Annotated in this window: 18 protein-coding genes and 1 pseudogene; 8 read left to right on the top strand and 11 right to left on the bottom strand. The window is 70.5% G+C overall.

Going from position 1 to position 20,804, the window contains the following annotated elements; all coding sequences use genetic code 11:
- Genes R0146_RS12640 through R0146_RS12630 form a run of 3 tightly spaced genes read right to left on the bottom strand, consistent with a single transcriptional unit; the run spans position 1 to position 2,497 of the window.
- Positions 1–744, bottom strand: a complete 744-nt coding sequence (locus R0146_RS12640; protein ID WP_317690199.1) for a thymidine kinase — start codon at positions 742–744, stop codon at positions 1–3.
- Positions 744–1,913 (bottom strand): alkaline phosphatase family protein, encoded by a 1,170-nt coding sequence (locus tag R0146_RS12635; RefSeq protein WP_317690197.1) that lies wholly within the window; start codon positions 1,911–1,913, stop codon positions 744–746. Before R0146_RS12635 ends, R0146_RS12640 begins: the two co-directional genes overlap by 1 nt.
- Positions 1,910–2,497, bottom strand: a complete 588-nt coding sequence (locus R0146_RS12630) for a DUF5998 family protein (protein ID WP_317690195.1) — start codon at positions 2,495–2,497, stop codon at positions 1,910–1,912. Before R0146_RS12630 ends, R0146_RS12635 begins: the two co-directional genes overlap by 4 nt.
- 124 nt (positions 2,498–2,621) lie before the next feature.
- On the opposite strand from R0146_RS12630, the gene R0146_RS12625 reads away from it, so the two are divergent.
- The 4 genes and pseudogenes from R0146_RS12625 to R0146_RS16195 all read left to right on the top strand — a co-directional run.
- A complete protein-coding gene (locus R0146_RS12625) occupies positions 2,622–3,680 on the top strand; it encodes an App1 family protein phosphatidate phosphatase (RefSeq protein WP_317690194.1) in 1,059 nt (352 codons plus the stop codon).
- Positions 3,681–3,803: 123 nt separating this feature from the next.
- The gene (locus R0146_RS12620; RefSeq protein WP_317690193.1) at positions 3,804–6,308 is read left to right on the top strand and encodes a DNA gyrase/topoisomerase IV subunit A; all 2,505 of its coding nucleotides are present in this window, start codon (positions 3,804–3,806) and stop codon (positions 6,306–6,308) included.
- Between the two features lie 10 nt (positions 6,309–6,318).
- The gene (locus R0146_RS12615) at positions 6,319–6,822 is read left to right on the top strand and encodes a beta-class carbonic anhydrase (RefSeq protein ID WP_317690191.1); all 504 of its coding nucleotides are present in this window, start codon (positions 6,319–6,321) and stop codon (positions 6,820–6,822) included.
- A 30-nt stretch (positions 6,823–6,852) separates the two neighbouring features.
- Positions 6,853–7,032: pseudogene (locus tag R0146_RS16195) on the top strand (DCC1-like thiol-disulfide oxidoreductase family protein); the annotation flags it as partial.
- Between the two features lie 61 nt (positions 7,033–7,093).
- Here R0146_RS16195 and R0146_RS12610 read toward each other — a convergent pair.
- Both R0146_RS12610 and R0146_RS12605 read right to left on the bottom strand, forming a co-directional pair.
- Positions 7,094–7,306, bottom strand: a complete 213-nt coding sequence (locus tag R0146_RS12610; protein WP_317690189.1) for a DUF6186 family protein — start codon at positions 7,304–7,306, stop codon at positions 7,094–7,096.
- The gene (locus tag R0146_RS12605; RefSeq protein ID WP_317690188.1) at positions 7,303–8,094 is read right to left on the bottom strand and encodes a hypothetical protein; all 792 of its coding nucleotides are present in this window, start codon (positions 8,092–8,094) and stop codon (positions 7,303–7,305) included. The genes R0146_RS12610 and R0146_RS12605 overlap by 4 nt, the downstream gene beginning before the upstream one ends.
- A 184-nt stretch (positions 8,095–8,278) precedes the next feature.
- Here R0146_RS12605 and R0146_RS12600 point away from each other — a divergent pair, with 184 nt between their 5' ends.
- A complete protein-coding gene (locus R0146_RS12600) occupies positions 8,279–8,767 on the top strand; it encodes an SRPBCC domain-containing protein (protein WP_317690187.1) in 489 nt (162 codons plus the stop codon).
- A 94-nt stretch (positions 8,768–8,861) separates the two neighbouring features.
- Here the strand turns inward: R0146_RS12600 and R0146_RS12595 are convergent, their stop codons facing one another.
- On the bottom strand, positions 8,862–10,952 hold the full coding sequence (locus R0146_RS12595) for a DNA gyrase/topoisomerase IV subunit B (RefSeq protein ID WP_317690186.1): 2,091 nt from the start codon (positions 10,950–10,952) through the stop codon (positions 8,862–8,864).
- A gap of 538 nt (positions 10,953–11,490) precedes the next feature.
- Here R0146_RS12595 and R0146_RS12590 point away from each other — a divergent pair.
- A complete protein-coding gene (locus R0146_RS12590) occupies positions 11,491–11,694 on the top strand; it encodes a DUF7455 domain-containing protein (RefSeq protein ID WP_317690185.1) in 204 nt (67 codons plus the stop codon).
- 102 nt (positions 11,695–11,796) lie between these two features.
- Here the strand turns inward: R0146_RS12590 and R0146_RS12585 are convergent, their stop codons facing one another.
- From R0146_RS12585 to R0146_RS12575, 3 genes are all read right to left on the bottom strand, one after another.
- Entirely contained in the window at positions 11,797–13,149 is a 1,353-nt protein-coding gene (locus tag R0146_RS12585; protein WP_411567153.1) for an RNA polymerase sigma factor, read from the bottom strand.
- Positions 13,150–13,370: 221 nt separating this feature from the next.
- Positions 13,371–13,760 carry a universal stress protein gene (locus R0146_RS12580; protein ID WP_317690182.1) on the bottom strand — a complete coding sequence of 130 codons (390 nt, stop codon included), beginning with the start codon at positions 13,758–13,760 and terminating at the stop codon, positions 13,371–13,373.
- Positions 13,761–13,825: 65 nt separating this feature from the next.
- On the bottom strand, positions 13,826–15,319 hold the full coding sequence (locus tag R0146_RS12575; RefSeq protein ID WP_317690180.1) for a glutamate-cysteine ligase family protein: 1,494 nt from the start codon (positions 15,317–15,319) through the stop codon (positions 13,826–13,828).
- A gap of 84 nt (positions 15,320–15,403) precedes the next feature.
- On the opposite strand from R0146_RS12575, the gene R0146_RS12570 reads away from it, so the two are divergent.
- The gene (locus R0146_RS12570) at positions 15,404–17,629 is read left to right on the top strand and encodes a S9 family peptidase (protein ID WP_317690178.1); all 2,226 of its coding nucleotides are present in this window, start codon (positions 15,404–15,406) and stop codon (positions 17,627–17,629) included.
- A gap of 162 nt (positions 17,630–17,791) precedes the next feature.
- A complete protein-coding gene (locus R0146_RS12565) occupies positions 17,792–18,766 on the top strand; it encodes a sigma-70 family RNA polymerase sigma factor (RefSeq protein ID WP_317690177.1) in 975 nt (324 codons plus the stop codon).
- 193 nt (positions 18,767–18,959) lie between these two features.
- Here the strand turns inward: R0146_RS12565 and R0146_RS12560 are convergent, their stop codons facing one another.
- On the bottom strand, positions 18,960–19,835 hold the full coding sequence (locus tag R0146_RS12560) for an acyl-CoA thioesterase (RefSeq protein ID WP_317690176.1): 876 nt from the start codon (positions 19,833–19,835) through the stop codon (positions 18,960–18,962).
- Between the two features lie 3 nt (positions 19,836–19,838).
- Positions 19,839–20,756: a PAC2 family protein gene (locus R0146_RS12555; protein WP_317690175.1), complete on the bottom strand. Its 918-nt coding sequence runs from the start codon at positions 20,754–20,756 to the stop codon at positions 19,839–19,841.
- Between the last annotated feature and the right edge of the window lie 48 nt (positions 20,757–20,804).

Genomic DNA, 20,804 nt, shown 5'->3' with positions numbered 1-20,804 from the left:
TCAGTCCTCCCCCGGCAGGTCGGACATCGCCAACGTCTCCTGATCGGGTGACGCCAACGGGAGCGGTTCGGCCGCCGAGCCGAGCGCGACCACCTTGCGGGTGGTGCCCGACCGGTGGTGCTTGCGGCACAGCACCTCGTACCCGATCACCCCGGCACCGACCTCACCGGCAGCACCGTCAGCCCCGGCAGCACCGTCAGCACCGTCAGCCCCGGCGATGATGTCACCGACCACCTTCTGGTCCCCCTCGGTGACGATCCAGCCGTCGATCGTACGGGTGTTCGTGGTGGCCTTGGCACCGCACCAGCACAGCGGGGTGACCTGCAGCGTCTCCAGCCGATCGGCGAGCTCGACCAGGCGACGGGAGCCGGGGAAGATCTCGGTGCGAAAGTCGGTCAGCAGTCCGAAGGCGTAGACGTCCAGGCCGAGCTCGTCGACGATCCGGGCCAGCTGGTCGATGTGCGTCGGCCGATAGAACTGGGCCTCGTCGCAGATCAGGTACTCCAGCCGTTCCCCGTGGGTGAGCGCGGCGATGACGTGACCCCAGAAGTCGAACCCGTCGGTCACCTCCACGGCCGTCCGGCTCAGTCCGAGCCGGGACGTGACGACCCGGCGGCCGGCCCGGTCATCGCAGGTGAACACCTGACCGCGGCGCCCGCCGGTGGTCATCGTGTGGTCCATCTGCAGGGCCAGGGTCGACTTGCCGGACTCCATCACGCCGGAGAAGAAGACCAGTTCGGCCATCAGTCGACCACCAGCGGGACGTACATCTCGGCGGCGGTCAGCGAGCCGTGCATGCCGACCAGCGCGAGTTCGCCGGGCAGCGTACGGGTCATCACCGCCCAGTCCTCGAGCATCGCCACCACGACGTCGCCGTAGCGGGGCAGCACCGCCGGGTCGACGTCGCCGTACCATCCGTCGGCCACGGCCTCCTCGCGGGTGCGGACCAGCGCGTGCGGTCCGAGCTCCCGGCGCCACCGTTCGGCGACCGCGCCGGCACGCCCCGGCGCGGTATAGAGCTGACGGAACCGGCCCTCGCCGGCGACCAGCTCGACGTCACCCTGCAGGGCAGCGACATCCTCGACGACCAGGCGGTGCTCCTCGGGGACGTCGAGCATCCCGTGGTCGCCGGTGATCACGAGCCGTACGTCGTCCGGCAGCTCGTCGCGGAGACGTTCCACCATCGCGTCGATCCGGCGCAGCTGGTGGCGCCACTCACCGGAGTCGACGCCGCGGCTGTGCCCGGTGTGGTCGAGTTCCCGTTCGTACGCGTAGACCAGGCTGCGAGGTCCAGCGGTGGCTGCTGCCACGATCGTCTCCACCCGGCGCTCCTCGTCACGCTCGTCGTGGATCGGATGGAACTGCGGGCCGGCGAGGGCCACCTGGGTGAGGCCGGAGTCCTCGAACCTGGCCGGGGCCACCGCGCCGACCGCGACACCTGCGTCGGCGAAGGCCCGCAGCAGGGTCGGGTGCGGCTGCAGGGACAGCGGATCGTCCTCGCCCTCCCAGGTGAGCATGTTGAGGAAAGCACCGGTGCGCGGATGCCGGGCCGAGTAGCCGACGATGCCGTGCCGGCCGGGGACCAGCCCGGTGCCCAGGCTGGTCAGGCTCGTCACCGTGGTCGACGGCAGTCCGGTGGTGAAACCGTCGACCGGGGCATGCTCCCCTTCACCGCGCAGCAGCGAGGCGAGGTAGGGAGCGTGGTCGGCATGGTCGGCCAGCTGCAGGGCGCCGAGACCGTCGACCAGCACCACCACCCACCGGTCGCCCTCCGGCAGCCCGAGCGGGTCGTGCCCGCCGAGGCCCAGCCGGGCGCCGATCGCCGGCAGCAGGTCACACAGCGCTCCTCGGCCGTACTGCGGCAGGGTCAACTGGTCGGCCGCAGGGTGCACCGGGCCCGCGAGCCGCGTCATGCGATGTTCGTGGAGTGCTGCAGGGCGAGGCCGAAGCGGACCAGTTGGTCGACCCCCTGGGCTCCGTCGGCGTCGCTGCTCATCCGCAGCACCAGGTCGTCGCCGACCAGCTGACCGGTCAGGCCGTGATCGGCATCGCAGTCGGGGTTGTCGCAGGTGGCCGGCTCCAGGTCGATCCGGGAGGCGAAGCCCCAGGCCACCGTGAGCAGGGCTTCCTGCACCGACGCACCGTCGGGCCGGTAGCGGCTCGGCTCGTTGACGATCCGGCTGAGGCTCACCGAGGCGACCCGCCGCAGTCCGACCACCTCGCTGGTCGAGGCCGCCTGGGCCCCGAAGCCGACGGTGGCATCGGCGTCGTCGGTGTGGTTGATGATCAACCGGGTCGGGGTGAGCACGGCGACCGTCACGTGCCGGTGGATGCCGTCGGGGGTGATGGTCGGTTCATGCTGCACGACGTAGGAGACCATCGCCTCCTCGCCCAGCGAGAGCATCACGCTGTCGAAGATCAGGGCCGGGAAGTACCCGCAGGCCTCGATCGCGAGGCGCAGCTCGTCCGTGCCCGTCAATTGTTCCGGTCCACTCACCCCGTCATCTTCGCACACCCGGCCCGATCCACCGGGGTGTGCGAAGGATCCGGTCGATCACCCCAGGTCCGCGGGACCGACCGCCGGGTCCCCGTTCCGGTCGGGGGTGTGTAGTGTCGGGGCCATGTCGCGATCGTTCTTCGCTGCCCGCGTCGAGGAGGCGTTGAACCGGGCGATGGGCCGCATGCTGCGCCGGCTCGGCTGGAAGGAACGCGTCGTCGCCTACACCGGCTACGGGGATCCGACGTTCGTCCGGGTGATGGCCCGCCTCACCCTGGCGCCGGGTCGGTCCGCTGCCGGCGTGATCGGCCGGGAGCTGCTGAGGCGCCGGGGCTGGCGCAACTTCTTCGCCCAACCGGTGGTCCGCGGGACCATCGTGGTGCACACCTCCCGTGGCCCCGTCGAGGTGCCGACCGACCGGTCGGGCTACATCGACGTACGCCTCGAGAACGGCACTCTGCCCCCCGGGTGGCAGCGGATCGAGTACTCCACCCTCGACGGCCGGCGGACGACGGGCGAGGTCCAGATCATCGACCCCTCGGTCGACTTCGGCATCATCTCCGACATCGACGACACGATCATCTCCACCATGCTGCCGCGGCTGATGCTCGCCGCGTGGAACTCCTTCGTGGTGCACGAGTCGGCGCGCCAGGCGGTGCCCGGGATGGCCCGGCTCTACCGGGACCTGCTGGCCGAGCACCCGGGTGCCCCGCTGGTCTTCGTGTCCACCGGCTCGTGGAACACCCACCCGACGCTGACCCGGTTCCTGCACTCGCGCCGCTTCCCGCTCGGCGCCATGCTGCTCACCGACTGGGGCCCCACCTCCACCGGCTGGTTCCGCTCCGGGCGTGCGCACAAGGAGCGGGAAGTGCGACAGCTCGCCCGTGACTTCCCCGGCATCCGCTGGGTGATGATCGGTGACGACGGCCAGCACGACCCGGCGATCTATGGCAGGTTCAGCCACGACTTCCCCGACCATGTCCGGGCCGTGGCCATCCGCCAGCTCACCCCGGCGGAGCAGGTGCTGGCACACGGTACCCTCGACTCCCTGGAGAGCGAGCAGATGGACCGTACGCACTCCGTCCCGTGGGTGACCGGCCAGGACGGCTGGGAGATCCACGTGAAGCTGGACGCGGCGTTGTCCGAGCAGGACCCGGAGACGCCCCGCACCGACACGCCGTAGCTCCGGTCGGCGGAGGACGGCCCCGCAACAGCGACAATTCCGCTTGTCGACGCGGGTCCCGGGAGCCCGGACGGGACGTCCGCCACCCACGTCGACCCGCCGGGGCAGAAGGGAAGGACCGCGATGGCTCGCAGGAGCAGCACCGTCGACGAGGAGGAGTTCGAGGAACACGTCATCGACGTCGACGTCTCCGACGAGATGCAGTCGTCGTTCCTCGAGTACGCCTACTCGGTGATCTACGCCCGGGCGCTCCCCGACGCCCGGGACGGCCTCAAGCCGGTGCAGCGGCGCATCCTCTACTCGATGAACGAGATGGGCCTGCGCCCGGACCGGGCCCACGTCAAGTGCGCCCGGGTGGTCGGCGAGGTGATGGGCAAGTACCACCCGCACGGCGACAGCGCCATCTACGACGCGCTGGTCCGGCTCGGCCAACCCTGGGCGATGCGGCTGCCGATGGTCGACTCCCACGGCAACTTCGGCTCCCTGGACGCCGGACCCGCCGCGATGCGGTACACGGAGTGCCGGATGGCGCCGGCCGCCCTGGCGATGACCGAGGGGCTCGACCTCGACACCGTCGACTTCCGGCCCAACTACGACGGTCACGAGACCGAGCCGGCGGTGCTGCCGGCCTCCTTCCCGAACCTGCTGGTGAACGGCTCCACCGGCATCGCGGTCGGCATGGCGACGAACATCCCGCCGCACAACCTGATCGAGGTGGTGCACGCGCTGCGGCACCTGCTCAGCCACCCCGACGCCGATCTCGACACCATCATGCGGTTCGTCCCGGGCCCCGACTTCGCCTCCGGCGGCACGATCGTCGGCCTGGAGGGCATCCGGGACGCGTACGAGTCGGGCCGGGGCACCTTCCGGATCCGCGCCAACGCCCGGATCGAGCAGCTCACCGCGCGGCGTCAGGGGATCGTCGTCACCGAGCTGCCGCCGATGATCGGGCCGGAGAAGATCATCGAGCAGATCAAGGTGCTGGTGCAGGGCAAGAAGCTGCAGGGCGTCTCCGACGTCAAGGACCTCGCGGACCTGCAGCACCCCACCCGGCTGGTGATCGAGGTCAAGAACGGCTTCAACCCGGAGGCGCTGCTGGAGCAGCTCTACCGCCGGACGAAGCTGGAGGACTCCTTCGGGATCAACACCGTCGCGCTGGTCGACGGCCAGCCGCGGACGCTGGGCCTGATCGAGGCCCTGCAGGTCTACCTCGACCACCGTCTCGACGTCATCCTGCGCCGCTCGCTGTTCCAGCGGACCCGCGCCGAGGAGAGGCTGCACCTGGTCGAGGGCCTGCTGATCGCCATCCTCGACATCGACGACGTGATCGCCATCGTCCGGCAGTCGGAGGATGCCGCCGAGGCGAAGGCCCGACTGATCGAGGCCTTCGACCTCACCGAGGTGCAGGCGACGTACATCCTCGACATGCAGCTGCGCAGGTTGACCCGCTTCTCCCGGCTGGAGCTGGAGGGGGAACGCGACGAGCTGACCGCCCGGATCGCGGCACTGACCGAGATCATCGAGTCCGACGAGAAGCTGCGCGCCCTGGTCGGCGACGAGCTGACCGCGGTCGCCACCGCGTACGGGGACGCCCGCCGCACCGTGCTGCTCTCCTCCGCCGGGGTCTCTGCCACGGCGGCCGCCGGCCCGCTGGAGATCAGCGACGACCCGTGCTGGGTGGTGGCCTCGGCGACCGGGCTGCTGGCCCGCACCTCGACCGCGGATCCGCTGCCCGCCGAGGGGCCCCGCACCGGGCACGACGTCATCACGGCGGTGGTCCGGACCACCGCCCGCTCGGAGATCGGGGTGGTCACCTCGACCGGGCTGGTACACAAGCTGTCCGCGCTGGACCTGCCGGTGCTGCCCCCCACCGCCGCCGCCCCGAACCTGCAGGGCGGTTCCCGGCTGTCGGAACTGCTGGCGCTGGAGCCCGGGGAGGAGTTCCGGGCCCTGGTGCCGCTCGACCCGGACTCCCCCGGGCTGGCCGTCGGCACCCGCCGTGGGGTGGTCAAGGTGGTGCGGCCGGAGATCCTCACCCGGTCCGAGTGGGAGGTGATCCGGCTCGAGGACGGTGACGAGGTCACCGGGGCGGCCTGGCTGGGCGGTCGCACCGACGCCGAGCTGTGCTTCGTCACCTCCGACGCCCAGCTGCTGCACTTCCCGCTGAGCGCCGTACGACCCCAGGGACGGACCGGCGGCGGCGTCGCCGGTGTCAAGCTCAATCCTGGCGCCCGGGTGGTGTTCTTCGGGGTCGTGCCGGCTGATGGGTCGGTGGTGGTCACCCTCGCCGCGGCGTCGGGCGCGCTGCTGGGCGCGGAGGCCGGCAGCGTGAAGGTGGCCCGGTTCGAGGAGTTCCCGGGCAAGGGCCGGGCCACCCAGGGCGTCCGGTGCCATCGGTTCCTCAAGGGTGAGGACGAGCTGGCGTCGGCCTGGGCCGGACCGGCGCCGGCCATCGCCTGCGCCGCCTCGGGGGCGCCGATCGACCTGCCGCCCGCCGACGGGCGCCGCGACGGCTCGGGGCATCCGCTGGCCCAGCCGATCCTGGCGATCGGCAGCCGGACCTTCCCGGCCGCGGCGGCCGGTCCACGTCCCGCGGCCCCGGAGGGTGGTCCCGGTCTCCCGGAGTAGGGTCGGCGCCATGCACCCCGCGGACTTCGCCGACCTGCTCGAGAACAACGCCCACTACGCAGAGGCCTTCACCGACGGCGGGTTCGACGGCATCGCCAAGGCGGGTGTCCTGATGGTCACCTGCATGGACTCCCGGATCACCCCGCTGCAGATGATCGGGCTGCGGCTCGGCGACGCCAAGATCCTCCGTACGCCGGGTGGTCGGGTCACCCACGACGCCCTGATCGGCTGCATCCTCGGTGTCCACCTGCTCAACGTCGACCGGATCATGGTGGTGCCGCACAGCCGCTGCGCGGTCGGCTCCGGGGACGACAAGTTCCTGGCCGACAAGGTGCACCACGCCACCGGCGCGGACATCTCCGGGATGGTGCTGGGCAGCACACCGGACCAGGAGGCCGGCCTGCGCTTCGACGTGGCGCTGCTGCGTACGCATCCGCTGCTGGTCGGCCGCGACGTCCTGGTCGGCGGTTTCCACTACGACGTGGACTCCGGCCGGCTGACGCAGCGCTACTGAACGTCCCGGCAGCATGACGACGGCCGGACCGCGGGCGGCGCGATGGCCTTCGCCGAGGTGCTCTCCCACGGTGGCCCGGCGGCGATGCCGATCGGGCGGCTCCTCCGAGCGCCGGGAGCCCGCCAGGTGGCACAGGCGGTGTATCGGTTCGTGGCACGGCACCGCCATCGGCTGCCCGGCGGGACGGGCGGCTGTCGGACCGACCGGTGAGCTGCACGACGCCCTCGTCCACTGCCCTCCGCGATGCCGACCGTTCGCCGGGATGCCTCCGTCAGGGATCGAGGGTGGGGCCGACGAGGAAGTGCCAGCCGAGCCACCACCAGAAGCCGACGAGCAGGATCCTGGTGGCCCGCGAGGCGAAGACCGTGCTGAGCAGTCGGTGCAGCGGGGCGATGTGCTCGGGGTGCCGCCGGGAGTACGACGCGAGCAGCACCCCCAGCAGGACGATCACGACGTAGGCCCCGACCGTGACCACGCTGCTCATCCGCGGTCATCTCGGGAGTCGTCCTGCCGTCGGCCACCCTCCCCGGCGCCGCCATCCGGCCGATCACTCCTCCGCTGCCCGCCACCCGAGGACCTGGTCCCCGACGAGTCAGCTCCATCCGGGCCCGGCCGGCCGGCCGGGGCTGGCCCGCGTGAGCCGCTCAGCCACGCCAGCCGGGTCAGCTCCCGGCCGACCAGCAGCCAGACCACGACCACGGCGGCGCGGGTCAGCGGCCCGTTCATCAGCGGGTCGACGAGGTCGCTCACCGCCGGCGGTGGGTCCGGGGTCCGGGTGAAGCCGAGCAGGAAGGCACCGAGTTCCCAGAGCCCGAGGGTGGCGGCCAGCGCGGCCCAGGCGAGTCCCGCCCGGCTGAGCGGCACTCGCTCGCCGTCGGGGACCACGTCCAGCGCCGCGGCGAGATCATCGCGTCGTCCCCACACCAGCGGCGCCGCAACGACACCCAGGGCGGCGACCACACCGAGGTCGACCGGGCCGGAGCGCGGGGCGATCACCAGGGCCAGCCCGGCCGCGATGAGCACGGCGGCCAGGAGCGACTCCGCGATCACGATGCCCCGATGCGATTCCGGCAGCCGGATGCTCGGCAACGGCAATGCCCCCAGAGCGCCGAGGAGAGTGATCGCAAAGAGGCCCGCGAAGATCGCTGCGTCCCGCGGTGACGGCCGCAGCAGCTGCGAGACGACGATGAGCGCGAGCACGACCAGGCAGACGATCTCGACGACGCGTCCCGGACGGGTGGCGGCCCCGGGTCGGCGAGAGTGACCGGACATCGCGACTCCCCTCCGGCGCGATGCCTCGGAAGTGAGAGCAAGCTCGCGCCCGCCTGCGATGGTAGCGGGTGCATGTCTCACCCCGGAGACTCATCGAGGGCGACGGCGGGCGGATCGGATCAGTCTGCCGCTACGGCCGGAGCGAATGTGACTTCCACCACATCAGGTGGCCTAGAGTGATGTGATGCCGCACACCGACACCGGACGGGCCGTCATCGAGGCCACCCCCGACGAGATCTTCGCCGCCCTGCTGGACGCCGAGGCCCGAGCGGTCTGGCTCCCGCCGGCCGGGATGACCGGCCGGTTCGAGTGGTTCGACGCCCGGCCCGGCGGCGGCTACCGGATGGTGCTCCGCTACGACGATCCCACCGTGCCCGGCAAGTCCGGAGCGAACACCGACGTCACCGAGGTCCGGTTCGTGGCGATCGAGGCCCCGAGCCGGGTGGTCGAGGAGGCCGACTTCGTCGCCGACGACCCACGGTTCGCCGGGACGATGACCATGACGTGGACAGTGGCGCCGCACCCGTCGGGAAGTCTGGTCACCATCACCGCCACCGATGTGCCGGACGGGATCGACAGCGCCGACCACACGACGGCCTTCGCCTCGACCCTGGCGAATCTCGAGGCCTGGCTCCGTGCACAGGAGCTTCGTCCGCGCAAAGTTGCCGAATGACACGCACATCTGCACGGGTGAAACGTAGAGCTGTGGCCCTGTATCCGACACGACCCGTCGTGCGCCCCGTCATTGCAGCACTGACTCGGACGGCTCAGACGTCGATGTGCTCGTGGTCCAGCCGGTAGGCGCCATCGATGATGAACTCCTTGCGCGGCGCCACCTCGCTGCCCATCAGCATCTCGAACACCTCCTCGGCCCCCGCGGCGTCCTCCAGGGTCAGCCGGCGCAACGTACGATGCCGCGGATCCATCGTGGTCTCCATCAGCTGATCGGCATCCATCTCCCCCAGGCCCTTGTAGCGCTGGGGTTCCTTGAACCGGGTGCCCTTCTTGGTCAGCTCGGCGCGCTTGCGCTCGTACTCGGCGTCCGAATAGGTGTAGAGGTACTTCTCCTGGCCCTTCTTCGGATTGGTCAGCTCGAACCGGTGCAGCGGCGGCACTGCGCTGTAGACGTGACCGTGCTCGATCATCGGGCGCATGTAGCGGAAGAACAGCGTGGCCAGCAGAGTCCGGATGTGCGCCCCGTCGGAATCCGCGTCCGCCATGAAGATCACCTTGCCGTAGCGACTGGCGTCGATGTCGAACGTACGCCCCGACCCGGCCCCGACCACCTGGATGATCGAGGCGCACTCGGCGTTCTTCAGCATGTCGGTGATCGACGCCTTCTGGACGTTGAGGATCTTGCCGCGGATCGGCAGCAGCGCCTGGTACTCGGCGTTGCGGGCCCGCTGGGCGGTGCCGAGCGCCGAGTTGCCCTCGACGATGAACAGCTCGCAGCGATCCACGTCGTTGCTGCGGCAGTCCTTGAGCTTGGCCGGCAGGGTGGACGACTCCAGTGCGTTCTTGCGCCGCTGGGCCTCCTTGTGGATCCGGGCCTGCACCCGGGTACGGGAGGCCGCGACCACCTTCTCCAGCACGGTCCGAGCCTGCTGCTTGTCATCGCGTCGGGTCGAGGAGAAGAACGTCCCCAGCTCGGACTCGACCACCCGGGCGACGATCCGGGTGACTGCCGGGGTGCCGAGCACCTCCTTGGTCTGTCCCTCGAACTGCGGCTCGGCGAGCCGTACGGTGACGACCGTGGTGAGCCCCTCCAGGACGTCGTCCTTGGCCACCTCGTCGCCGTTCTTCAGCAGCCGGGTGCCCTCCAGCGCCTTGCCGATGGCCCGGACCAGGCCCCGGTCGTAGCCCTGGACATGGGTGCCACCGGAGGGGGTGGCGATGATGTTGACGAAGGACTTGGTGATGGTGTCGTAGCCGGTGCCCCAGCGCAGGGCGATGTCCACGCCGAGGTCGCGGGTGACGTCGGTCGGGGTCATGTGGCCGCGCTCGTCGAGCACCGGCACCGTCTCCTCGAAGGTGTCGTGGCCCTGCAGCCGGATCACGTCGGTCAGCGGCGGGTCCTGGGCGAGGAAGTCGCAGAACTCCGAGATGCCGCCCTCATGGTGGAAGACCTCGACCTGCGGCTCGGCGCCCCGCGCATCGGTCACCTCGATCCGCAGCCCGGGCACCAGGAAGCTGGTCTGCCGGGCCCGGGCGTGCAGGTCGGGCACCGACAGCTTGGCCTCCTTGAGGAAGATGCTGTGGTCGGGCCAGTAGCGGATCGTGGTGCCGGTGGCGCCCTTGGGTGCCCGGCCCGCCTTGACCAGCCCGCCGCCCGGGGTGAACGCCGCATCCGGGCCGTCGCCGTCGAAACTGCCGGGGGTGCCGTGGCGGAACGACATCGCCCACCGGACGCCGCTGCGGGTGACGGTGACGTCGAGCCGGCTGGACAGGGCATTGACCACCGACGCGCCCACGCCGTGCAGGCCACCGGAGGCACCGTACGATCCGGAGCCGAACTTGCCACCGGCGTGCAGCTTGGTGAGGACCACCTCGACACCGCTAAGCCCGGTCCGCGGCTCGGTGTCGACCGGGATGCCACGGGCGTGGTCGACCACGATGATCGAGCCGTCGGCCGCGAGGGTGACCTCGATCGCGTCACCGAAACCGGCCAGCGCCTCGTCCACCGCGTTGTCGATGATCTCCCACAGGCAGTGCATCAGGCCCTTGGTGTCGGTCGAGCCGATGTACATCGCGGGCCGCTTGCGAACGGCCTCCAGCCCCTCCAGCACGGTGAGGCTGTGTGCGTCGTACGTACGGGTCTCGGCGGCGCGGGAAGCAGGATCGTTGACGGAGGTCGGCACGGACCGAGCCTACCGTCCGCCTCCCGAGCCACCCCGGGACGACATGCTCGGCGGACCGCGGACGCACCGGAACGGCAGCGGACGACCAGACGGCGTCCACCGTCGCGACACCCCCGTCAAGGAACTCCCGCCGGGTCACCAACTTCGCTCACCCCGGGGCACGACGGCAGCGGAACGGTCGGCGGGGAACGGCCGGGGGGAACGGCCGGGGGGAACGGCCGGGGGTCAGCAGTGTTCCGCCATTTTTCCATAGTGCTGCCCTATGGAAGTTTTGGCGATCACTGACTCCCGGTCGCCGGCGCGCCAGACCGACCGTCACCGGACCGAGACAGTACCGTCGTCAGATCGAGACACACCCGTCATCGCCGCCGCTTCGTCTCCTTGGTCCCGGCGGTACTCTCAGAGGGAACAAGGACGTGTTGCCGGACGTTTCATCGACAGCGCATCCCGACAGAACGGCTCGACCACGAGTCCGCGGCACGACCGAGTTCTCCGCCCCGGCGCACCGGCCTTTCGGCCGGAGAAAGTGAGGCCCACCATGAGCACGACGACCACCACGGTCCAGGATCCCGCACTGACCGCCACCGACCGCTGTGATCGCTGCGGTTCGAAGGCCTACCTCCGGGTGACTCTCGCGAGCGGCGGACAACTCCTCTTCTGTGCACATCACGCCAAGGAACACGCGGAAGCGCTGGCCAGGGTGGCCGCCCGGATCCAGGACGAGACGCACCTGCTGTCCTGATCCCGGTCCGCCGCAAGGTCACATCACCGACACTCAACGGACTCCCCGTCACCCTCTCGGGTGACGGGGAGTCCGGCGTCTGGGGTCAGCGTGTGCCGCGGGTCAGTCGAGATAGTCCCGCAGCACCTGGGAGCGCGACGGGTGGCGCAGCTTCGACATCGTCTTCGACTCGATCTGGCGGATCCGCTCGCGGGTCACGCCGTAGACCTTGCCGATCTCGTCCAGCGTCTTGGGCTGGCCGTCGGTCAGGCCGAAGCGCATCGAGACCACACCGGCCTCCCGCTCCGAGAGGGTGTCGAGCACGTCGTGGAGCTGCTCCTGCAGCAGGGTGAAGCTCACCGCGTCAGCAGGCACCACGGCCTCGGAGTCCTCGATCAGATCACCGAACTCGGAGTCGCCGTCCTCGCCCAGCGGGGTGTGCAGGGAGATCGGCTCGCGACCGTACTTCTGCACCTCGATGACCTTCTCCGGGGTCATGTCGAGTTCCTTGGCCAGCTCGTCCGGCGTGGGTTCGCGGCCGAGGTCCTGCAGCATCTGCCGCTGGACACGGGCGAGCTTGTTGATCACCTCGACCATGTGCACCGGGATGCGGATCGTCCGGGCCTGGTCCGCCATCGCGCGGGTGATGGCCTGCTTGATCCACCAGGTGGCGTACGTGGAGAACTTGTAGCCCTTGGTGTAGTCGAACTTCTCAACCGCGCGGATCAGGCCGAGGTTGCCCTCCTGGATCAGGTCGAGGAAGAGCATCCCGCGACCTGTATAGCGCTTGGCGAGCGAGACCACGAGGCGCAGGTTGGCCTCGAGCAGGTGATTCTTCGCGTTGTGGCCGTCGTTGGCGATCCACTCGTAGTCGGAGAGGTCGTTCGGGCCCAGCTTGCCGCCGTCCTCACCGAGCTTCTCCTCGGCGAACAGGCCCGCTTCGATCCGCTTGGCGAGCTCGACCTCCTGGGCCGCGTTCAGCAGCGCGACCTTGCCGATCTGCTTCAGGTAGTCCTTCACCGGGTCCGCCGTGGCGCCGGCGACGGTGACCTGGACCTCCGGCTCGTCGGAGTCGTCGGACTCCGCCAGGCTGAAGCCCTCTTCCTCGTTGATCTGCTTCTCGTCGACCTCGGCCTCTTCGACCTTGAAGTCCTTGTCGTCGACCTCGTCGAGGTGACGGCCCTTCTGGCCGCCGCCGATGGTGATCTCGACCTCGTCACCCACCCGGGTCGCCTCGACCGCGGTGCCGGCGGCCTTCTTCGCGGTGCTCCGCTTGGCCGTCTTCTTCACGGTGGTCTTCTTGGCCGCAGCCCGCTTCACCGGGGTGCCCTGGCCGGCAGCCGCCTTCGTGGTACCGCCGGTCCCGCTGGTCGTCTTCGCGGTGGTCCTGCGAGCCGTCGCCTTGCGTGCGGCGCCCTGCGGCCCCCCCACCGTCGGTTCGGAGGAGTTTTCCTCAGCAGCTGATGACACAGACAACCTCTCTGCTCGGTGTCGCGGAACACACGGGCGCGCAGAACCAGACCGGTCGATGCGCAGACCTGCAGGCCATTGTGACACGACGGGGCAAACGCGTCCTAATGGCGGTGGCAGGCACGCCGCCGTCGGCCGGAACCGTCCGTGGTCGGACCGTACGAGACCGAAACGTACGAGACCGGAACGTACGAGACCGGAACGTACGAGACCGGGACCGGGGACAGTCAGGCTCCGGCCCCCGTCGACGGCTCCACCCAACCACACTTCACCGTCACCACCGGGCAGGGGGCCTCCAGCAGCACGCGCTCGGCGGTGTGCCCGAGCAACAACCGTCCCTCGGTCGTACGCCGCCGCAGGCCGATGACGATGGCGGGCGCACCACAGTCGTCGCTCCCGTCGGAGGCGCAGGCGGCGCGCAGCAACTGGTCGGCGAAATCGTCGCCGGGCCCGCACTGCTCCCACTCCCAGGTCAGGCCCTCCAGCAGATCCCGGACATCGTCCGGGACGGCCGGCTCACGACTGACCACGTGCAGGACGGTGTGGTGGTGGCGCGCTCTGGCCACCGCGTGGGCGAGCGCTGCTCGCCCTTCGTCCGACGAAGAATGGGCCACCACGGTACACACGCTGGAACGGCCTTTCCGTGCTCGTTGCGCGGCGCTCCCCGAACGCCGCCTCGACATCATCCGGACGACAATGGCCACTCGTGGACGGGGACGTTCGACCTCATCAGGTCGACGTACGAGGCGAGCATAGCCCTCAGGGCGGCCCGGCGGTCCATTCCGTCCGCCTCCCGGGCGGCGACCTCGGCGACCTGCCAGCCGGCCCCGTTGCGGCCGAGGATGCACCGCTGCTCCACGATCCCGAGCAGTCGATCGATCTCCTCCCCCGCCACCCCGCGGTCGGCCAGACCCTCGGCGGCCAGCGGCAGCAACGTCCGGACCACCAGTTCGTGGCCCGGCACCTGCCCGACGCCCGGCCAGTACTGCTGGGCGCGGATGCCGTCGCGCACCGCGGCGCGGAAGTTGTCCTCGGCGGCCCGGAACGACATCGCCGCCCAGACCGGGGAGTCCTGATGGGCCAACGCGTGCACCAGCCCGGCGAAGAACGCGACGTTGGCGATGGTGTCGACGACCGTGGGGCCACCCGGCAGCACCCGATTCTCCACCCGAAGGTGCGGACGGCCGTCCGGGGCGGAGAAGATCGGCCGGTTCCAGCGGTAGATGGTCCCGTTGTGCAGGCTCAGCTCGGGCAGCCGGGGCACCCGCCCGGCCTCCAGCTCGGCCTCCGGGTCCTCCGGGCCGGTGATCGGCAGCAGGGCGGGGAAATAGCGCCGGTTCTCCTCGAACAGGTCGAAGATCGAGTCCACCCACCGCTCACCGAACCACACCCGGGGCCGTACGCCCTGCTCGACGAGTTCGGCGCTTCGGGTGTCGGTGCTCTGCTCGAACAGCGGCACCCGGGTCTCGGCCACCAGATGGCGCCCGAAGAGGAACGGCGAGTTCGCGCCGACGACGAGCTGGGCCCCGGCGACCGCCTGTGCAGCGTTCCAGTGCGCCGCGAACTCCGCCGGACTCACCTGCAGGTGCACCTGGGTGGAGGTGCAGGCGGCCTCCGGCATGATCGAGTCGGACTCGATGACGAGGTGCTCGGCTCCCCGGATGTCGATCACCAGGTTCTCCTGGCGCGACTCGAGGATCTGATCGTTGAGCAGCAGGTAGCGACCGCCCGCGGAGATGTTGACGATGTCGAGATGTCGCGGCTCGAGGGTCGGCAGCGTGCCGATCATCACGATCGACGGGCCGCCGGCCAGCCCGGCGGCGTCCACCTGTGCCTGGGCCCGGGCGAGGGTATCGGCGACCGCCTGCTCGAACGAGCTCAGCCCGCGCGGTCCCAACGCTCGGGGCTCGACGTTCAGCTCGATGTTGAATCGGCCGAGCTCGGTGGTGAAGTCCTCGTCGGCGATGGCGTGCAGCGCCTGGGCGTTGACCATCGCCGGGCGCATCCGCTGGTCGACCAGGTTGAGTTCCACCTCCAGGCCCGCCAGCTTGGGCTCGGTGACGAAGTCCACCTCCTCCAGCAGGCGGCCCAGCACGGCCACGTCCCGGCCCACCTTGCGCCGGTAGCGACTGCGATCACGACGGTCGAAGGTCCGGATCTCGACTTCGGCTCCCATGACTCCCATGATTCTGGCCCACGGGGTCCCGGCGCAAAGGAATCCCAGATCCGCTGCACGAACGCCCGCACTAGGGTGGAGCCCGTGTTCGACTCCGCTGACACCCGTCCGAGCGGCGCACCCCGCGCCGCGCGTCTCCCCCGGGAGCGCACCCACCACGGCCGCACCGTTCTCGACCCGTACGAGTGGCTGCGTGACGACGACCCGGCGGTGACGGCCTACCTGCGGGCGGAGAACGACTGGTTCGACGCGTGCACCGCGGACCAGGAGGAGCTGCGCCGGTCGATCGTCGCCGACATCGCCGCCCGGACCCAGCAGACCGACCTCAGCGTGCCGGTGCGGGTGGTGCACGAGACCGACCGCGGCCCGGTCGTCTACTGGTACTACCGCCGGTTCGTGGAGGGTGACAGCTACCCGGTCCACGTACGCCTGCGGACCGACGCCGGCCCCGACGAGCTGCCGCCACGGCCGGCCGACGCCCCGGACGCGGAGGAGGTGCTGCTCGACCTCAACGAACGGGCCGAGGGACACGACTTCTACCAAGTCGGCCTGCTCGACACCTCTCCCGACGGCACCCTGCTCGCCTGGTCGGAGGACACCACCGGGGACGAGCGGTTCACCGTACGGTTCCGCGATCTGACCACCGGCGACGACCTGTCCGACACGCTGCCCGAGGCGGCCTGGGGCGGCGTCTGGGCCGGCGACGACGCGCTGGTCTACACCCGCTGCGACGAGGCCTGGCGGCCGTTCCAGGTGGTCGTCCACGAGCTGGGCACCCCGGCCGAGGACGATCGGGTGGTGCTGACCGAGAGCGACGAGAAGTACTGGCTGTCGGCGGATGCCTCCCGCGATCGCCGCTGGGTGGTCGTCACCTCGGCGAGCAAGGACAGCACCGAGTGCGCACTGCTGTCGGCCGACGACCCGTACGCCACGCCGCAGGTGGTGCTGCCCCGCACCCCCGGTGTCGAGTACGAGGTGGAGGTCGGCCAGGATCGGCTGTGGATCACCCACAACGCGACGTTGGGCGAGGAACGCGCGATCGACTTCGCCGTCGCCGCCGCCCCGTTCACCGCCCGTACGCTGGCGGACTGGACCCCGGTGGTCCGGCCGTGCCCCGGCGTCCGGATCCTCGGCGTCGACGCGTACGCCACCCATCAGGTCATCCACGTGCGTCACGACGGCGCCCTCGACGCGTACGTCGTGCCGACCGGTGCCTGGCAGGTGCAGGCTGCCGAGCCCGCCCGCGCCGACCTGCTGCCCGGCCGCTCGATCGCCGCCACGCTGGCCGGCGTCGGCGCCGAGGGACCCGCCACCGTGCAGGCGCTGCCGCTGCCCGAGCTGCGCCCGCACCGGGTCCGGGCCGTCTTCACCTCGCTGGTCGACCCACAGACCGTCGTGGAGTGCGACCTGTCCCCCGCCGGCGCACTGACCGATGCCCAGGTGCACGTGCTGCGCCGTACGCCCGTCCTCGACCACCCCGAGCACGGCCCCTACCGCCCGGAGGACTATCAGCAGTCCCGGCTGTGGGCGACCGCCGACGACGGCACCCAGGTGCCGATCTCGGTCGTGCACCGCCGCGACGTCCCCCTCGACGGCACCGCCCCCGCCCTGCTCTACGGCTACGGGGCGTACGAGATCAGCATCGACCCGGAGTTCAGCATCTCCCGGCTGTCCCTGCTCGACCGCGGCTTCGTGGTGGCACTCGCCCACGTCCGCGGCGGCGGCGAGCTGGGGCGCACCTGGTACGACGACGGCCGGCTGCTCCACAAGGCCAACACCTTCACCGACTTCGTCGCCTGCGCCCGGGAACTGGTCGCGGCGCACTACACCTGCCCGGAGCGGATGGTCGCCGAGGGCGGCAGCGCCGGCGGCCTGCTGATGGGCGCGGTCGCCAACCTGGCACCCGACGCCTTCGCCGGCATCCTGGCCGAGGTGCCGTTCGTCGACCCGCTCACCACCATCCTCAAGCCCGAGCTGCCGCTCACCGTCACCGAGTGGGAGGAGTGGGGTGACCCGCTCACCGACCCGACGGTCTACGACTACCTGGCCGGCTACTCCCCCTACGAGAACGTCGCCGCCCAGCACTACCCGAAGATCCTCGCCACCAGTGGGCTGCACGACACCCGGGTGGCGTACGTCGAGCCGGCGAAGTGGGTGGCGGCGCTGCGGCACACCGCCCGCAACGACGACGCCGACATCCTGCTGCGGGTGGAGATGGAGGCCGGCCACGGCGGGGTCTCCGGCCGCTACGAAGGGTGGGCGGAACGTGCCCGGGAACTGGCCTGGGTGATCACCGTCGTCGACGCCTGATCCCCCGTTCCGCCGGACGCTCGTTGGTCGCCCGGCATATCATTGACGGGTCAACCCTGACCGGTCACAGCACCAGATCAGGGTCGGCTCAGGGTGACCTCGGGAATGAATTCCACGCTGAGGGACGTTCAATGTTCCGTAGGCAACGGAAAGGGGCCCCCTGTGGCTACGACGCGCACACGCACCAGTGATGGCATCGACGGCAAGGACGCGGTCGGACTCTACCTCGACGGCATCGCCAAGACCCCGCTGCTGAGCGCCGACGAGGAGGTCGCCCTCGCGAAGAAGATCGAGCTCGGGCTGTACGCCGAGCACATCCTGTCCGGCGACGTCACCACGGCCGATCGTCGTGCCGCCGTCGCCGAGCGTGAGGGCATGACCCTGCGCCGCCCGACCACCGAGGAGTTGGAGTTCCTGGTGGCCGAGGGGCACGACGCCATGCAGCGGTTCGTCCAGGCCAACCTTCGCCTGGTCGTCTCGGTCGCCCGCAAATACGGCCGCGGCCAGATGCCGCTGCTCGACCTCGTCCAGGAAGGCAACACCGGCCTGATCCGGGCGGTCGAGAAGTTCGACTACACCAAGGGATTCAAGTTCTCCACGTACGCCACCTGGTGGGTACGCCAGTCGATCTCCCGGGGGATCGCCCAGCAAGGCCGCATCGTCCGACTGCCCGTCCATGTCGCCGAGCAGGTCAACCAGGTCGGCGCCGTCCGCCGCACCCTGGAGCGTGCCCTCGGGCGCGAGCCGGAGCTGGCGGAGATCGCCGCGGAGATGGGGCTGGAGGAGGAGAAGGTCGTCGACCTGATCCGCTTCGGTCACGACCATGTCAGCCTCGACGCGCCCGTGGAGCAGGACGGTGACACCGCGCTGGGTGACCTGATCGCCCGTGAGCCGATGCCCGGCCCCGACGAGGTCGTCCTGGACGCCGAGGACCACGCGTACCTGGAGGAACTGCTCTCCACCCTGGACGACCGCTCCGCCGATGTCGTCCGCCGCCGCTACGGACTGCTCGACGGCCGCCAGGCCAAGCTCGCCGACATCGGCGCGGTCTGGGGCATCACCGCCGAGCGGGTCCGCCAGATCGAACGGCACGCGATCACCCAGCTGCGGGTCCGCAGCGAGGAGATGGCTGCCTGACAACCGACGTCTGGTCGGTCGCTACGAGAGGGAGAACGGCCGGGGTGGCCGGTGCACATCGCACCGCCCACCCCGGCCGATCCACGTCCCCCGCCGATCCACGTCCCGGCCCGGCGCCTCCCTGCCCGATCGGCACCGCCTGACCGCCGCAGTCCGGGGTTGGGCGCCGACGCGTGGCGCTGGGCCCGTCCCGTCAGGCCTTGCGCAGCAGGCCTTCCTGGGCCTGGGTGGAGACCAGCTCGCCGTTCTGGAAGACCCGGCCGAGAGCGAGCCCGACCGCCATCGACGCCGAGGGCGAGACCTGCTCGAAGAGCATCCAGTCGTCCACCCGGAACGGTCGGTGGAACCAGGTGGAGTGATCGAGCGACACCGCCAGGAGCTCCGGGCTGAAGCTCAGCCCGTGGGTGACCAGCGTCGTGGTCAGCAGCGACACGTCGGAGAGGTACGCCAGGATGCAGTCGTGCAGCCGCTGGTTGACCACCGGGTCGGTGCCGACGTCGGGGATCCGGCCGTTCGTCCGGTACCAGAAGCGCTGGGCGGAGGGGTGCGCGGCGTGCTCCTGTGCCTCGCCCACCCAGCGGATGTCGAGGACGCCCCACTCGGCATCGACGTCCAGGAACGGCAAGCCCAGCCGGCGATAGACCCGCTCGGTCTCGGGGCCGCCGTCGAGACGGGGGCACTCATCGGGGCCGGGGATGTCCGGCGGCAACGAGTCCTGATGTTCCAGGCCCTGTTCGGGGATCTTGAAGGAGGCCGACAGCCGGAAGACCTGCTTGCCGTGCTGGCGGGCGGTCACCGAGCGGGTGGTGAACGTACGGCCGTCGCGCTCCTGGGACACGTAGTAGATCAACGGGGCGTCGTACTGGCCCGGCCGCAGGAAGTAAGCGTGCAGCGAATGCACCCGACGCTCCAGCGGCACTGTGCGGTAGGCCGCAGCCAGGGCCTGAGCGAGCACCTGGCCGCCGAACACGCGCTGCAGTCCCGACTGCGGATTCCGACCGCGGTAGAGACCGAACTCGATCTCCTCCAAGCGCATCAGGTCGACGAGTTCATGGATGCTCTTGGGCACCGATCATCCTTCCGGGGTGTCACCGTCCCCGGTGTCGCGGCGACGGTCGTGTTCGGCCAGAAAACGTTCGAACTCGGCGGCCAGCTCGTCCGCGCTCGGCAGATCACCCACCAGGGTGCGGAACTCGTCGTAGTTCGACTCAAGGATGGACACTACCGCCGGACCGTTCTCGGTGGCCGCGACCTGCGCGTCGATGTCGGCACGGTTCGCCACCGCCTGGTCCTCCAACAACCCGGGCAGCAGGTTGAGGCCACAGGACGCCTGGATCATCTCGAGGGCTGCCAGGGCCGACGCCACGTGCTCCGACTTGCCGAGGTAGTAGGGCACGCACACGTCGATGCCCATCGTCCGCTGCCCCTTCTCGGCGAGCACCGCCTCCAGATAGGCACCGAAGGTGGCGGTCACCGAGAGCGCACCCCGGAACGCGTCCCACGGCCGCAGCACCAGCTCCGGGTCCGGGGAATGCGTGAACACCTGCGGGGGCCGGGTGTGCGGGACGCGCATCGGCAGGCCGGAGACGTCGACCGTGAGCCGTACGCCGAGGCCGGCGATCAGCTCCACGAGGGCGGCAACGGCCCGCTCCCACAGCAACATCGGCTCAGGCCCGATCAGGGCGAGGAAGGTCTCCCCCGCCGCGTCGGTCATCGCGTAGAGCACCAGCTCCGGCGAGGGGGCCCGGGTGAAGCGCCCGTCCTCGAAGTCGAGCGTCGGGCGCCGATCGGCGTACTGGGTGAGCAGGTCGAGGTCGAAGCGGACCAGCGGACGGTGGGCACAGTGCTCCAGGAGATGCTCGCCGACGAGCTCCTGGAGCTGACCGGCACTGCCCGCCCCGTCGAGCAGCAGCACCAGGACCGGGTGCTTCCCGTCCAGGTCGGCCCACCCGTCGGGGTTCAGCCGGTAGAGCGGAGGGGAGGCGGACATGCTCCCCACACTACCCGGCGTGCCACGGGCGGGGGCGGCTCAAGCGGA

This window comes from Raineyella sp. LH-20, assembly GCF_033110965.1.
Lineage (GTDB): Bacteria > Actinomycetota > Actinomycetes > Propionibacteriales > Propionibacteriaceae > Raineyella.
The sequence above is the reverse complement of the archived record's forward strand: the minus strand, read 5'-3'. Positions and strand labels throughout refer to the sequence as shown.

Bases quoted from the DNA above. Each gene is read 5' to 3' on its own strand.
- R0146_RS12640 (WP_317690199.1), bottom strand. From the start codon at position 744: ATGGCCGAACTGGTCTTCTTCTCCGGCGTGATGGAGTCCGGCAAGTCG.
- R0146_RS12635 (WP_317690197.1), bottom strand. From the start codon at position 1,913: ATGACGCGGCTCGCGGGCCCGGTGCACCCTGCGGCCGACCAGTTGACC.
- R0146_RS12625 (WP_317690194.1), top strand. From the start codon at position 2,622: ATGTCGCGATCGTTCTTCGCTGCCCGCGTCGAGGAGGCGTTGAACCGG.
- R0146_RS12620 (WP_317690193.1), top strand. From the start codon at position 3,804: ATGGCTCGCAGGAGCAGCACCGTCGACGAGGAGGAGTTCGAGGAACAC.
- R0146_RS12615 (WP_317690191.1), top strand. From the start codon at position 6,319: ATGCACCCCGCGGACTTCGCCGACCTGCTCGAGAACAACGCCCACTAC.
- R0146_RS12610 (WP_317690189.1), bottom strand. From the start codon at position 7,306: ATGAGCAGCGTGGTCACGGTCGGGGCCTACGTCGTGATCGTCCTGCTG.
- R0146_RS12605 (WP_317690188.1), bottom strand. From the start codon at position 8,094: ATGTCCGGTCACTCTCGCCGACCCGGGGCCGCCACCCGTCCGGGACGC.
- R0146_RS12600 (WP_317690187.1), top strand. From the start codon at position 8,279: ATGCCGCACACCGACACCGGACGGGCCGTCATCGAGGCCACCCCCGAC.
- R0146_RS12590 (WP_317690185.1), top strand. From the start codon at position 11,491: ATGAGCACGACGACCACCACGGTCCAGGATCCCGCACTGACCGCCACC.
- R0146_RS12575 (WP_317690180.1), bottom strand. From the start codon at position 15,319: ATGGGAGCCGAAGTCGAGATCCGGACCTTCGACCGTCGTGATCGCAGT.
- R0146_RS12555 (WP_317690175.1), bottom strand. From the start codon at position 20,756: ATGTCCGCCTCCCCTCCGCTCTACCGGCTGAACCCCGACGGGTGGGCC.